Annotated in this window: 11 protein-coding genes; 4 read left to right on the forward strand and 7 right to left on the reverse strand. The window is 54.7% G+C overall.

Annotated features, from left to right (window positions below; translation table 11 throughout):
- Positions 1 to 164 precede the first annotated feature (164 nt).
- Positions 165 to 308, forward strand: coding sequence for a DUF1127 domain-containing protein (locus ACSQ3H_RS22795; protein WP_436119146.1), 144 nt, complete (start codon positions 165 to 167; stop codon positions 306 to 308).
- A 74-nt stretch (positions 309 to 382) separates the two neighbouring features.
- On the opposite strand, the gene ACSQ3H_RS22800 is transcribed toward ACSQ3H_RS22795, so the two are convergent.
- The 4 genes from ACSQ3H_RS22800 to ACSQ3H_RS22815 form a co-directional block, all read right to left on the reverse strand.
- A complete protein-coding gene (locus tag ACSQ3H_RS22800) occupies positions 383 to 1,723 on the reverse strand; it encodes an HlyD family type I secretion periplasmic adaptor subunit (RefSeq protein ID WP_436119147.1) in 1,341 nt (446 codons plus the stop codon).
- A 24-nt stretch (positions 1,724 to 1,747) separates the two neighbouring features.
- Positions 1,748 to 3,892 (reverse strand): type I secretion system permease/ATPase, encoded by a 2,145-nt coding sequence (locus ACSQ3H_RS22805; RefSeq protein WP_436119148.1) that lies wholly within the window; start codon positions 3,890 to 3,892, stop codon positions 1,748 to 1,750.
- 30 nt (positions 3,893 to 3,922) lie between these two features.
- Complete coding sequence (locus tag ACSQ3H_RS22810; protein WP_436119149.1) at positions 3,923 to 5,929, reverse strand: hypothetical protein; 2,007 nt, start codon at positions 5,927 to 5,929, stop codon at positions 3,923 to 3,925.
- Positions 5,930 to 6,041: 112 nt separating this feature from the next.
- Positions 6,042 to 6,935: a hypothetical protein gene (locus ACSQ3H_RS22815; RefSeq protein ID WP_436119150.1), complete on the reverse strand. Its 894-nt coding sequence runs from the start codon at positions 6,933 to 6,935 to the stop codon at positions 6,042 to 6,044.
- A 668-nt stretch (positions 6,936 to 7,603) separates the two neighbouring features.
- On the opposite strand from ACSQ3H_RS22815, the gene ACSQ3H_RS22820 reads away from it, so the two are divergent.
- From ACSQ3H_RS22820 to ACSQ3H_RS22830, 3 genes are all read left to right on the forward strand, one after another.
- The gene (locus ACSQ3H_RS22820; RefSeq protein ID WP_436119151.1) at positions 7,604 to 8,425 is read left to right on the forward strand and encodes a response regulator transcription factor; all 822 of its coding nucleotides are present in this window, start codon (positions 7,604 to 7,606) and stop codon (positions 8,423 to 8,425) included.
- Positions 8,426 to 8,431: 6 nt separating this feature from the next.
- On the forward strand, positions 8,432 to 8,914 hold the full coding sequence (locus tag ACSQ3H_RS22825; RefSeq protein WP_436119152.1) for a hypothetical protein: 483 nt from the start codon (positions 8,432 to 8,434) through the stop codon (positions 8,912 to 8,914).
- Positions 8,915 to 9,624: 710 nt separating this feature from the next.
- Positions 9,625 to 9,888 carry a hypothetical protein gene (locus tag ACSQ3H_RS22830; RefSeq protein WP_436119153.1) on the forward strand — a complete coding sequence of 88 codons (264 nt, stop codon included), beginning with the start codon at positions 9,625 to 9,627 and terminating at the stop codon, positions 9,886 to 9,888.
- A gap of 389 nt (positions 9,889 to 10,277) precedes the next feature.
- Here ACSQ3H_RS22830 and ACSQ3H_RS22835 read toward each other — a convergent pair whose 3' ends face one another.
- From ACSQ3H_RS22835 to ACSQ3H_RS22845, 3 genes are all read right to left on the reverse strand, one after another.
- A complete protein-coding gene (locus ACSQ3H_RS22835; RefSeq protein ID WP_436119154.1) occupies positions 10,278 to 11,012 on the reverse strand; it encodes a TfuA-like protein in 735 nt (244 codons plus the stop codon).
- Between the two features lie 8 nt (positions 11,013 to 11,020).
- Positions 11,021 to 12,277: a YcaO-like family protein gene (locus ACSQ3H_RS22840; RefSeq protein WP_436119155.1), complete on the reverse strand. Its 1,257-nt coding sequence runs from the start codon at positions 12,275 to 12,277 to the stop codon at positions 11,021 to 11,023.
- A 77-nt stretch (positions 12,278 to 12,354) separates the two neighbouring features.
- Positions 12,355 to 12,837 (reverse strand): hypothetical protein, encoded by a 483-nt coding sequence (locus tag ACSQ3H_RS22845; RefSeq protein WP_436119156.1) that lies wholly within the window; start codon positions 12,835 to 12,837, stop codon positions 12,355 to 12,357.
- Positions 12,838 to 12,898 lie beyond the last annotated feature (61 nt).

The following is a 12,898-nucleotide window of genomic DNA, read 5'->3' on the forward strand; positions in this document are numbered from 1 at the left end:
AGCCGCAAGCCCCTGCCAATGAAAAGCCCTAGCGACGCCCCGCTTCCCGGAGCGCATGCTGCTATGCAACAAAAACAATGCTGCCTTGCAACATTGGCAATTTTAAATCGATGCAAATCGAAGCATAGTCGTTTTCAGGGAGGGCAATAAAAGGGGTAAGACCAATGAGCCTTCGCAACCGTATTCAGAAATATCGCCAGTACCGGCAGAATCTTCACGAACTGCGTTCGTGCACCGATCGCAACCTTGCTGATCTTGGAATCGCACGTACTGACATTCGCCGTATTGCCTGGATGGCCTGCATCTAAGCAGTTATCCGTATCGTCTCTAGTTGACAGCGCCGCAGCCGCAAGCTGCCGGCGTTGTTTGTTTTTCCGGGTCCTCAGTATTCGCTGAAAGCACGTGACATACTGTCGATAACCGGCTTCGCCAGGTACTCGAAGAACGTGCGCTCGTGCGTTTGAATGAGAATATCCGCAGGCATGCCCGGCGTCGGGGTAAATCCACGAATGCGGGCGAGCTCATTGGCGGGGATGCTGATTCGAGCGAGATAGATGTCCTGTTTCTGCGCGCTTGTCGTATCGGCCATGGAATCAGCCGACACGTAGTCGACACGGCCGTTGATGATCGGAGTGGTGCGCTGGTTGAGGCCGCTCAACCGGACATGGGCTTCCTGGCCCTCCTTCACCTCATCAATTTGCATACGCGGAATTTGCGCTTCGATGATCAGAGGAACGCCCGTCGGCAGGATTTCGACAATCGGTTTACCGGTTTCGATAACGCCGCCAGACGTATGATAATACAATCTGATGACGGTGCCGGATACGGGCGCCTTCACCACGGTGCGATCAAGCACGCTAGCGGCCTGCCGGGTTTGCTCCCGTATGGTGTCGAGCTCAGCCTCCGCACTTTGAATCTCGTCAAGTGCCGCCTGTTTTTCCGTGTCCTTGGTCTGAATCATTTCCTTCTGAAATTTCTCGATCTGCGCATTGACCTCCATGATCTCGGCATCGAGTCGCGCGATGGTTCCTACGCCATCAGCGACGGCGCGCTCGAGCACGCTCACCTCGGAACGTGCCATCAGACCTTTCTTGAACAGGGAGTATTTTGCCTTGTACTCATTCTTCAAAAGTTCAACCTGAGTTTTGGTGGCATCGATCTGGGCATTGCGTCCGATGCGGCGAAACTCCAGCGCGGAGATGTTCCTCTGCATCATTTCCAGTTCGTTGGCATATTTTGAATGGGCAGCATCGAAATTGTCATCCTGACTGTCGTTGACAGCGCGGATTTCCGGATTGGCCAGGTTATCGAGAATTATCTTTGGTGGCTGATAACGAGACTCACCCCGAACGACAGCATGAAGCCGAGCCAGTATCGCTTCGAGACGCGCCTGCCGCAGGAACAATTGCTGTGAATTTGCACGGGCGGCCGTTTCATCAAGGTGAACGAGATCGTCTCCCTCCTTCACGTGATCGCCCTCACGGACCAGTAGCTCCTTGATAATTCCGCCTTCGAGGTGCTGTACGACCTTGTTCTTGCCGGTGGCCACGAAACTGCCAGGCGCGATAACAGCTGCGGCGAGAGGTGCCGTAGCGGCCCATGTTCCAAATCCGCCGAAGCAGACGAGGATCAGCACGGCACCGAATTTGCTGTATGGCTTGATTGACCTCGGAACGCCGTCATACCATTCCAGACTATTCAGTACGGTGGTGGTAGTGGCCATACTCATACACTCCCGTTCATTTTGTTATTCGGCGGCCCTGATGTTTTGAACCGGCGTCTGTTGTTTGTTTTTTCGCGACAGGGCTTCCATTACCGTCGCCCGTGTGCCGAACATGGTGACAGTGCCATTGTTCAAGACCATGATCTTATCGACACAGCTAAGAAGTGCTGGACGCTGGGTGATCGTGACCACCGTAATGTTGTGTTTCTTGGCGTGGAATAGCGCCTTGGTCAGAGCCGCGTCGCCTTGGGAGTCAAGGTTCGAATTTGGCTCGTCCAGAACGACGAGCGTCGGATTGCCAAAGAAAGCCCGTGCAAGTGCAATGCGCTGTTTCTGACCACCGGATAGCGGAGCACCGTCGGCCGCGACCATGGTTTCGTATCCCTGCGGAAAGCTGGCAATCAGTTCGTGCACGTCGGCCAGAACTGCGGCGTCGAAGATCGACTGGTCGCTGACATCCTCACGCATACGGGCGATATTGGCCTTGATCGTCCCCGGAAACAGCTGCACATCCTGCGGAAGATAGCCGATGTTTTCACCGAACTGCCGCTGGTCCCAATTTCGCAGATCCATCAGGTCGAGCCGGACGCTTCCCGACGTTGGCAGGATGGAGCCGACCAGCATCTTGCCGAGTGTGGTCTTGCCGGCACCGGAATTGCCGATAACGGCCATGGATTCGCCTGGCATAAGCGTAAAGGAAATGCCGTTCAGAATGACCTTCTTGTTGGGAGGCGGAACATAAAGGATGCGCTCGACGTCGAGGCGGCCTTGCGGATCCGGCAGGCGCAGCCGTTCAAAATTCAACGGTGAGTTCTGCAAAAGGTTACGAATACGTCCGAATGCCGAGCGGAACTGTATGAAGCTGTTCCAGCCCTCGATCGCTCCTTCGATTGGCGCCAGCGCACGGCCGGCGATGATCGATGCTGCCACAACCATACCGCCGGTCATCTGACCGTCGATGGCGAGATGCGCGCCCCACCCAAGCATGGTGACCTGCGTCAGCAAACGCGAGCATTTCGACAGGGTAGCGAACACGATGTTTCGATCCTGCGCTTTGACCTGGGAGCGCAAGGATCCGGCCATGTCCCGTCCCCAGATACGTACCGCTTCCGGAATCATCGCGAGAGCATTGATGATCTGCGAGTTTCGCGACATGGAGTCGAGATGCAGCATGGCCCGGCTTTGAAAGCTGGTCGCCTCAGCAAATGAGGCTGCCGTCGCACGCTGGTTAATGAATGCAATTCCGATCAGAAGCAGCGACGAGATGACGACGATATAGCCGAGATGCGGATGAACGAGGAAGACCGCCAGAACGAAGATGGGGGCGATCGGTGCATCGAAAAAGGACAATAGCGTGCCAGATGTGAGAAATGAGCGCAGCTGCTGAAGGTCACCCAGTACCTGGTAATCCTTGCCATTGCCATGCAGCGAGGCGCGCGCTGCAGCACTGAGGATCGGTGCGCCGAGCTGCACGGCGACCTCAACAGCGGTTCGCATCAGGATGAAGCGCCGGATTGCGTCGAGGATCACCTGCACGATGACCGCACCCACGATGACCAGTGTGAGCATGACGAGCGTATCCGTCGATCGGCTGGTGAGCACGCGGTCAGATATCTGGAAGAGATAGATCGGAATCGCCAGGACGAGGATGTTAAGGAAGATCGTAAAGCCCATTGCGATGATGAGGTTCCGGCGAACGGCATTGACGCCGTTTTTGAAGCTATCGCTGAAGCTGATAGCAGTCACGCGCTGATGGAAGCCGCTGCCACCACCATTGTCAACGACACCCTTGCCATTGCCGCCGGAGGTCGGCTCCCGCGCCTTGATCGGGCCGACATCGCCTTCGATGATTTTGCCGATTTCCGCACTGGCCGGCACCGGGGACACGGACCGTTCCTGACGCGTGAGTGGTACGGACTCCGCAACTGGCTCGATCAGTTCCGTCGGCGCAGCACTTGGTTGCGCCCGGGGACCTTGCGGATTGTTTTCAACTGGCTCGGTGGTTATAGATGCCGGCGTCTCGACGTCCCGCCGGAACAGCGCGGAGATCGTACTTTCCATCTCTGCGAGCAATTCGTCGAATTGAACCCGCTCATGTTCGCGCCCGGCCAAAGCCTGACGCGAGTGTTGCGAGATGACCCGCAAATCAGCCTGTTCATCATATTTCATAATTCTCTCGCTCCCTGAGCATTCTTCTTTTTATGCGAGAACCGTTTGCATGACGTCGACCGAGTGGGATGTGTCCGGAACATGAAGGGACGAACCGTGACCATCGTTGGTCGGCGTGTCTGCGTCATTATCGAGAAATGCCACAACTTCATTGGCCAGCGGCTGGCCCTGGCCCGCTGCCGGCGCTGGATGAGAATCGACAAGTTCGGCTTGGATCAGGATCGCATCCGAATAGACACCGCCGCCAACATAAGAACTGCCACTGTGGCTATCGCTATCAACGATCGAGGCGACATTTATCAAGGCGTTCGACCCTGTGCTGATATCCCAGACCGTATCGGACGAACTGGTCAAAGCATCCTCATAATGTGCCACGTAGTCAGCATCGCCGAGGACGTTCACCTGCTGGACATAGTTGAGGTCGTAGACGCTGCCGGAGATATAAAGTACCCGCAGGCCTTCGATCCCCTGAAGGGTTTGATCACTGTGAAAACCGTCCGGCATATTGTAGTGGCCGTTGGCAAAGCCGTTCATGGCTTCGAGATAATGGGACGGAAGCCCAGTTACCCAATTCGTCGAATCTCCGCTTTGAATGCTGGCCGAGTTCCACAAAAGATTGTCGCTCGACGACAAGGCGCCACTATATTCGCCCGCGCCTCCGCCGGTGGTGAATTTATCATTGTCGAACAGAATGTTGGTCTGGAAGATGAAATTGCCATCGTAGAGATGGCCGCCGATCATCACCAGATCGAAGGATTTGCAAAGATCGGCAAACGATGCCGAATTCACCTGCATATTTCCGCCCGTGACAATCGTCGTGTAGACGCCGCTCGACGTGAGCACATGCGTGTCATTGTCCGACATGAAATTATACTGGGAGATCCAGTTCATCTGGATCAGATCGCCACTGACGACTGTGATCTGCCAGTTTTGCGGGAATACCGGCGCTTCACCGGAAGCATCTGCTGATTGAGCGCTATCCATATGATGGGCGAAATTGGCGATATTCATCGCGTTTGTCGACGGCTGGCACAGGGATTGCTGTCCTGTAAAGCCATTTTCGAACGTATCGGTGTCGCTGTAGGCGTTCGTCTGGACGATCGCATCGATGTGATAGTAATTGCCCGCAACAGCGAAATGAGCACCAACCGAGTTCACGCTGTTCAGGATGACCTCATTCACCATGAGATTACCGCCTGCATGAAGGGTCACTGACCCGACAATATCCTCGCTGTTGATGACTGCGGGCTCCGTGGTCGTAATCGTTCCCGGCGAGTTGCCCGCTTCGCCAGGTCTCAACAGGTTCGGTATGTAATCGTCGATCACCGGCGCTGTCGTTGTCTCAACGCCATTGACGTAAAGACCGTCGATCGAGGACGCTGCCACCACCGTCACACCTGGGGTCGTGGCGAGGGGGCCATCTGCCGCCGCGTGGATGTTTGCCGTTTCATTGGCGAAGAATTGCGCCATATCTCCGGCGCCCGGCACGTGATCTGTGGTGAACGCATCAGAAATTGAAAAAGCATTCGCAGAAAGATGAGCGAAAGCCGCATCGTCGGCAAAATCCAGATTCACAGGCACCGTTGTGCCCATGATTACCACATCATTGTCCTGCAAATGGCTTGTCTGCTTGAGGACAACGGATGTTTCCGATGGACCTTGTCCAAAGTAAGGGCCGGACGGACCTGAGATGCTGAAACCGGATCCAGAAGAATGCAGATGTGCGTGGTGGTGAGGTATTCTGACCCCGTGCGAATCCAACTCAATTGGATCGGCACTAACCCATGGCATCATTACCTCGCCGACCGGCGACCAGGGCGTTGGCATATAGTGCAGACTAGGTTGATATGAACCGGGATCAAATTGTTGGTCCGGTGAAGTTTCAACAGCAAGGATACCGTTGAGATGCGGCTCACCCTCCGGCGCCGCCTTGAATTCGCGATATTCGATCCGCGCTCGCGCTGCTTCGATCGACGCATGAAAATAACCCGCGAAGTGTGCGATGGATTCCGAAATCTGATCACCAAACCCAAGCATCTTGATGGCTCCCCCCGTCAATCATCCCGGCTGCCCCGTCCTTGACACGATGGTCTGCGCAAGTTTTGCGCAGACCATCGTCAAAGCTGGCAGTTTCGCCTTGTTATTATTTTTATACGGAGTCGCTGTCGCCGACGGAGCTGTGTGTGTAGTCGCCGTTGATAACGGTAGCATCGAAGGCGTTCTGCTGGAGATTGGCACCAAGAACGATTTCCTGCGTGAAGGCCGAGGATGTCAGATTCGCTGCTGCACTTGCCGCACTCGAACCTGATATGTCGTCTCCTGCGCCGAAGTCGCCGGAAGAGCCGTGACCACCGAAGAAGCTGCTTTCAAGGCCGCCCCACCCACCGTCGTCAGTACCGATGCCGTCGCCAGCATGTGCGATGCCGCCAGTCGCCCCTGCAGTGACACTGCCTGCATTGGCCTGGGTTACACCGGAGAGCGAATCATTGTCGACAAGATCAACAACCTGGTTGAGAGCAAAGCCGGTGTTTGTCCCCGCACCGTTGAATGCATTGTTGAAGACGTTGTCGAAGTGAACGTCATTGCCCGGGTCGAAATTGATGCTACCTGAATCTGTAAGGAACAGGTTGTCGAAGGTGTTACCGGTAAGGTCGAGATCGGCAAAATCATTATCGGTTGGCAAATAGCCGTCCAAGCCGACGTCAACCGTTACGTTGACGTCCGTAGTCGATGTATTGGTATTGGTATTGTGGTTGTCGCTCTCGTTGAAATTGCCGTTGGCATTGAGATTGCCATTAAGGTTACCATTGAGATTGCCATTACCATTCAGATTGAAATTGTCTGAACTGGAATGCTGGTCCTGGCTTTGACCTTGACCCTGTCCTTGAGCTTCCAGTTGTGCCTGACCCTGTCCCTGGGCCTGCAACTGGAGAGCAAGCGCCGCAGCGGACGCAGATGCGGCAGCGTCGGATTCAGCTGTCGCAGAAGGATCGCTGTTGCCTGGATGCCAGTTGTATTGATTGTTCTTGTTTCCACCACTCATGATTATTTCTCCGATTTTTATCGGAGCGCGCAAAACCTCTATGCATTTCAAACGAGGTTACGATGCAGGCTCCCTATGCGTTCAGTTGTGAGCAAACATCAATCGTCAACGTAGCATTCTGCGTAATGCAAAATACTACATATTCGAATACGGTACTGATGTTTACAATGTGGTTACTTGGATGCCCCCGCACTAAACCACAAAATCCAAGCCGCCGGACGTTAGGCTGCAACGAACTCAACCGTAAGCTACCAATATTGCTTAAACCTCCGGTTGTAGCCTCCTGTGCAATTCGTCTCTCTAATCAGCACCCAGGATTCTCAGCGTTTACGGTCGTTTTTTCTCACTGCGGCAACCAACATAGGCGCAAAGGGTAAGGAAACGAGGGGGCTGTTATAAGCAATATTGGGGAGGCACTGGTGCGGACAGCCAAGGTCTTTTGCACGCGAAACCAGAGGCGGAAGCTCGAATCGGACCGAAATCCACCTCTGCTCATGTCACGACCGCGTCACGCGGCATTTATTAATCCTCTATTAATCAACACGGGTAGCGGGGGCTTACAGTCGCGTTGAGCAAATGAATAAAAGAACTTATTGGACCAAGAAACGAAAACGCAAATAAATCCTGAAGAGAAATACTCTTCTCATCAAAGGGCGTAGGGGACTATTATGAGTGGAACAACACCTGACCATATTCATTATGCATCGAAGATTGACGGCGAATCAAAATTCAAAAGTGGCATATTCATCTATGCCGAATCGGGAGCTGTATTTCAGGGCCTGGTTCAGTCTCTTGAGAGAACATTTCCAGATATCGATGTTCACCTTTCCAGCAAATTCGTCGAAGCCGACAAGTTTGATGAAGATGTCGGTCTCGTGCTTATTCACAGTGGGTTCGTTGCCGATCTAGGCGAATGCATTGCACGCTTCAAGAAGCGCTTTCCCAGCGCATCGATAACAATGATGATCGATGAGAACAGCGCTGGCATACAAGAGTTGAACAGCCTGTTCGACAACCGGCAGGTCCAGGGACTTCTCCCTTTCAGTCTCAAACTCGATATCTGGCTGGCAGTGATCTGGCTGCTGCTGAACGGCGGCGAGTATTATCCTTCGGCGATCATGCGCTCAATCGAGAAGAATTCCAATAATATGGCCGGCGCTCAGGCACATGCATTCGGCAACCAGGCAAAAAACGGTTCGGGTGTCGTCAAGCAGATCAAGACATTGACGCTCCGCGAAACTCAGATCCTGGAGCTTCTGTCGGAAGGCCTGCAGAACAAGATCATTGCCGATCGCCTGACGCTCTCCGAACACACCGTCAAGGTCCACGTGCATAACCTTATCCGCAAGCTTCGGGTTCACAATCGCACCCAGGCTGCAGCGGTATACCGGAACAGCATGGACCAGGAGGCGTACCAGCCCCCTTTTAAAGCTTACGGTACGGGGATGGGTCGCGTGGACGGCTCGCTAGAGATGGCCCGGGCCGTATAAGTCAAAATGTCCCGCATTAATGACGTACTGATGCTGGTGGGCAAACTTAACTACACCTGGACGAACACCGAAAGCTTGTTCATCTACCTGATTGCCCACCTGCTGAGCACCAACAAGGAAGCTGCAACCGTCATCTTCCTGACCTTGAACACGACCAGGGCTCGCATCGATCTGCTGGAGCGTCTGGCGAAAATTCACTCGACCAGCCCTGAAACCAAAAGTGCTGTACTTAAGATCACCGGCAGGATGACTCGCGAGCAGCGCCTGCGCAATAAATACAATCATTGTATTTATTCTTTTGACGAGACAGGCAGCATCGCATCAACCCAGCTGATGCGTATTGTCGATATGGACGACAACCTGAAATATGGAAAGGTCGAAGCGCTGGACGACGATGAGATGAAGCGAATTCAAGCGACAATCGACGCTGTCATCGACGTGAACAAATCGATCTGGTCATTCATAAAGCTCAAAAATATCCCGGTCTGACGCGCCACGCGCACAAATGCCGCAACCGGGGCTTTGGTCGCCGGCTGGATGAGCAAGCAACATCTCGAAATTAATCGCCCCATTCGAAGCGCAAAGGCTTCGTTTCTGGAGCTATAATAATTATTACTACGGTTTCGCTAGTACTGTTAATCAATTTTAATTATTGACGAAAAGTCAATATACTATAACTTATTTGTAAAAAGCGAATCGAAAAACCTACAAAACGAAGAAGAACTATAAATATAAATCCAGTAGTTTTGTAACATAACCGTATTTGTATTGCGTTGTAACTATGAGTACTTCTTGGTGGGACAAGGGGATCGCAGGTTATATGGCATATAACCACGATCTTGGAAGTAAGGTCTTGAGTTTCTTCTGAATCATCAAGGCAAATTAAGAAATGAATGGGGTCGTTGGGGGGCCCGAGTCATGCCGTATAGAAAAAAACCGCTGAACAAACAGCGGAGAAAAAACACAATGGGAACAGGCCGCCTTCTCTACGAGCTGGCGCCTGTTATCCCTGCGATTGCCGGGCTAACCGTCCAGTTCCCGGCATCGGCCAGAACTTTCCTGGCCACGCGTGGCAAAGAGTTTCTCCGTTGCACATCCAGTTCCAAGGTAGAAGGCGGTTGCCGAGCATAACGCCGGCCCTGCCCCAGGCCAAACGAACAGGAAATGCAATCTCACGCAACATTTGCCCAAGGGTATCTATGCGAAATCGCCTGCAGACATTCTGCCCCTCAAAGACAGTGCATTCACGGATCGTCAATGCGCTGTGGATAGAGTTTGGCGGAACTCCATGGAACATGCCGCCAGATTGGGAGCCCGAGCGCGCGTGGGCGCGGCAGCTTGACTTGACGCTGATTCCCAATCTCGGTCCGATGTCCGTCGCGATCCTGGATCAATGGCTCGCCGCCGGCGATGATAACGACGATGGCGATGGTGGCGCCGAACGGCCCGGCGAGGCCGAGTAGCATTCTTCCGAAATTTTTGAGCAGGAAGTACCAACAAGAAAAACGCGCCCCGGAGGGCGCGCAATGTTTGGCTTTCACCTGTCGTTTTCTGAACTTTATTTAGTAACTAGACCCCCTACTTAGGCCAGTGCTACGCCGAAATTCTGACTTAACCGTTAATAGAATTTTTAGAATTCCGGCGTAGGTCCCCCACTGACTGCCCGCTTGCTCCCACACACGCTTGAATGCTTTTTTGTTTTGTTTTCATGCGCTAAACTTGCGACCACGTGATGAGATTATGTTTCACCCCGTTACGCAAGCGTGACTCAGAGGCTGTTTTTGAGTGTTTTTTCATAGAGTCACGTAATTAATAGGTATTAGGCGCAATCAGAACGAAATAATCAGCCGATTCAGACCCGGAGCTTGCTCCACTGCGTGGTTTCGTTGAATTGCCAGCCGGCGAAATCAAGTCCTGCACGCGGGGTAGCGCTTTTACGCTCCAGAAGGACATCGAGGAGCGATTCCGCATCTTCACGCTTGATATTGCGGATATGCGGTTTCAATCGTTCGGCTGCACGATCGATCTCACGCGACACAACGTCGAATATCCGCCGCCATGTACGCTCCTTGAAAAACACAGCATCCGCGCGCGTGCGGATCAAAGCGCGTTCGTCGGCGGTGATCGTTCCGGCGGCAAGCGCCGCATCAAGCGTTGCATCGACGGTGACCATGGCCTCGCTGAAGGCGATATAGCCGAATTCGGCCGGCGCATGCACCTGCGCGACGGCGGCATCGTCTTCCAGGCCGCCAAAGGCGTAACGTTCGAACACCTCCCCAATACCGATCATGCCGAATGGGTGGCACTCGGCGGCACGCAGGGCGCCCATGCTGGCAGCGCCGTAAACATTGGCTCCGCGCGACAGGGCGTAGAGAATCTCCTTGTGCCAGACGGCGGCGACGTCCTCAAACCGCCCGTCGACCAGACCGATGACGCGAAAGCCTTGGTCGACCGCATGGGTGATGTCACCGCATTTGGCCGGGCCGCGGCAGGTCAACGCATAATCTGGCACGACACGGTCTTCCCCGGCGCGTACCGGCACAAACTCTGTTCCAGAAAGGCTGGGGCCTGCAAACAGGATCTTCATCGCCTCTCCTATTGCCGCAGCATGGCGTTGAGTGCCCGCCCGCCGAAGCGATGCTTGCGGATACCGGCCGGGCTCTCCAGCTCGTTGACCAGAACGCGACAGACGGACATGCCGTAGTCCTCGCCGCCGAGCGGCACGACAACGACGCTGCCGATGCCGCGCTGGCGTAATGGTTCGAGATAGGTATCGAGGCTGGCGCGCAGGTGCGGCTCCGGCTCGTCGAACCGCCAGTGATCAGTTGGCTCGGCATGGATATAGACGCCGAGATCGGGCGCAAGGCGCTGCGCATATTCGGATGGGTCGAAATCATCGCGCGCACCGGAAATATTGGTGATGCGCGTCTGCGCCGCCTCGGTGATAGCCCGCATGGCCGCGACGCGCGGCGACAGATGACAGCCGTAACCGGCGGCGAGGTCGAAGTGCAGATAGGTGCCGTGCTGTGTCGCCGGGCTGATCGTCGCCATGAAGACCGGGAGACCAATATCCGATGTCACATTGAACAGCCGCAGAACGAAATTGGCAGCGCTGATCCTGTCGGCCAGCCAGTCAATACCGCTATCGCCGAAAACCGCCGGATCGACGCAATGCGCCTGCACGCCGGCGTCGCGCTGAAACCGCCACAACTCGGTCGCATCGCGCTCCACGCGCTCGCATAGCCCGTGAATGACCGCTTCGAGCAGGCAGTTGCCCGAGGCAAGGCCGTCGGTCGACTGGCAATAATGCCAGGATTGCCGCGCCGAGGTAAAATCGAGCGAGACGAGCTCGCGCGGCACGAAGACCGGGCTTTGTTTCAACAGATCGAAACCTTCGAGCCAGTAGTCGCTCTCGTCGGCCACGGCTTCGTCCCTACCGCGCATCAAAAGCATGCGCCCATCAAATACAGTGTGCCCGGCGTCGCGTAGCTCGCGGCGACTGGCGGCAAAGGAAGCAAGCGGAATATCTTCGGCAATGGCGATTTCAGCGGCTTCCATCACAGCGGAAGCGCGGGCATGGGCGGCGCTGATGCCTTTGCCCTGGCTGACGGCCAATGTCCGGCTATTGGGGCGCACAGCCATCCACACAGGAATGCCGATCCGGTCGAGGCCGGTCACCTCGGCCATCCGGACGATGCCCAAACGAGGAAAGTGCGGCCGCAACCGATTCACGGTTTCGTCCGCATCAATCAGTCTCGTTGACGACGGTTCTCCTGTGCGGAAAGCAGAACGAAGGTTCGCTTCGTCTGCCGCCAGCCGGTCAAGAACCGGAATCCCGGCCAATGGTTTCATTGCCACTCCATCAGGCCGCCAAAGTACACATTTATTGCAAAACTATCCGAAAGCCGGATACGCAGTTGCAACAGTATTTAGTTCATCGCCGCGGGACCAGCAGAATGCGCACGGTCCGCCGGATTGCTGCGATACCCGCTGGCCACAACCGGACCAGCGGAATGCGCACGTTCCGATGGATTGCTGCGATACACGCTGTCCACAACCGGACTGCTGGAGTGTGCACGGTCAGATGTTTCATCCCGTGCGTTCACTGTTACGACGATATCGGCCTCTTTCGACGAGGGGCTAAAGAAATGCAGCCGTTCCGATGGCTCACTCCTCCGCCCTGCGGTCATCACCATATCGCTGGAATGAGCGCGGCCAGTAGCGTCACTCCGGCTTTCATCGGCAGCAAAAATATTTCCGGGCCGGTTGGCGATCGAATCAATGAATTCACTGCCAGCCAGTCCGGAAGAGGCGATTAAATCACGATCGAGAGGTTCGATCGTCTGAGTTTCCGAGTCTACGAGCCAAAGCGTGTTCGTCTCTGGTTCATTCATGATGTAAAACGTTGCCATGCGAATAACCTTTCTATGAAGGAGAGCCCACGTGGCAAACGTATGACGATTCTTTTTCAGA

This window comes from Phyllobacterium sp. LjRoot231 (assembly GCF_964253365.1).
Lineage (GTDB): Bacteria > Pseudomonadota > Alphaproteobacteria > Rhizobiales > Rhizobiaceae > Phyllobacterium.

What these genes read in the sequence shown, in the direction of transcription:
- ACSQ3H_RS22795 (WP_436119146.1), top strand. Translation starts at nt 165, where the DNA reads ATGAGCCTTCGCAACCGTATTCAGAAATATCGCCAGTACCGGCAGAAT.
- ACSQ3H_RS22800 (WP_436119147.1), bottom strand. Translation starts at nt 1,723, where the DNA reads ATGGCCACTACCACCACCGTACTGAATAGTCTGGAATGGTATGACGGC.
- ACSQ3H_RS22805 (WP_436119148.1), bottom strand. Translation starts at nt 3,892, where the DNA reads ATGAAATATGATGAACAGGCTGATTTGCGGGTCATCTCGCAACACTCG.
- ACSQ3H_RS22810 (WP_436119149.1), bottom strand. Translation starts at nt 5,929, where the DNA reads ATGCTTGGGTTTGGTGATCAGATTTCGGAATCCATCGCACACTTCGCG.
- ACSQ3H_RS22815 (WP_436119150.1), bottom strand. Translation starts at nt 6,935, where the DNA reads ATGAGTGGTGGAAACAAGAACAATCAATACAACTGGCATCCAGGCAAC.
- ACSQ3H_RS22820 (WP_436119151.1), top strand. Translation starts at nt 7,604, where the DNA reads ATGAGTGGAACAACACCTGACCATATTCATTATGCATCGAAGATTGAC.
- ACSQ3H_RS22825 (WP_436119152.1), top strand. Translation starts at nt 8,432, where the DNA reads ATGTCCCGCATTAATGACGTACTGATGCTGGTGGGCAAACTTAACTAC.
- ACSQ3H_RS22830 (WP_436119153.1), top strand. Translation starts at nt 9,625, where the DNA reads ATGCGAAATCGCCTGCAGACATTCTGCCCCTCAAAGACAGTGCATTCA.
- ACSQ3H_RS22835 (WP_436119154.1), bottom strand. Translation starts at nt 11,012, where the DNA reads ATGAAGATCCTGTTTGCAGGCCCCAGCCTTTCTGGAACAGAGTTTGTG.
- ACSQ3H_RS22840 (WP_436119155.1), bottom strand. Translation starts at nt 12,277, where the DNA reads ATGAAACCATTGGCCGGGATTCCGGTTCTTGACCGGCTGGCGGCAGAC.
- ACSQ3H_RS22845 (WP_436119156.1), bottom strand. Translation starts at nt 12,837, where the DNA reads ATGGCAACGTTTTACATCATGAATGAACCAGAGACGAACACGCTTTGG.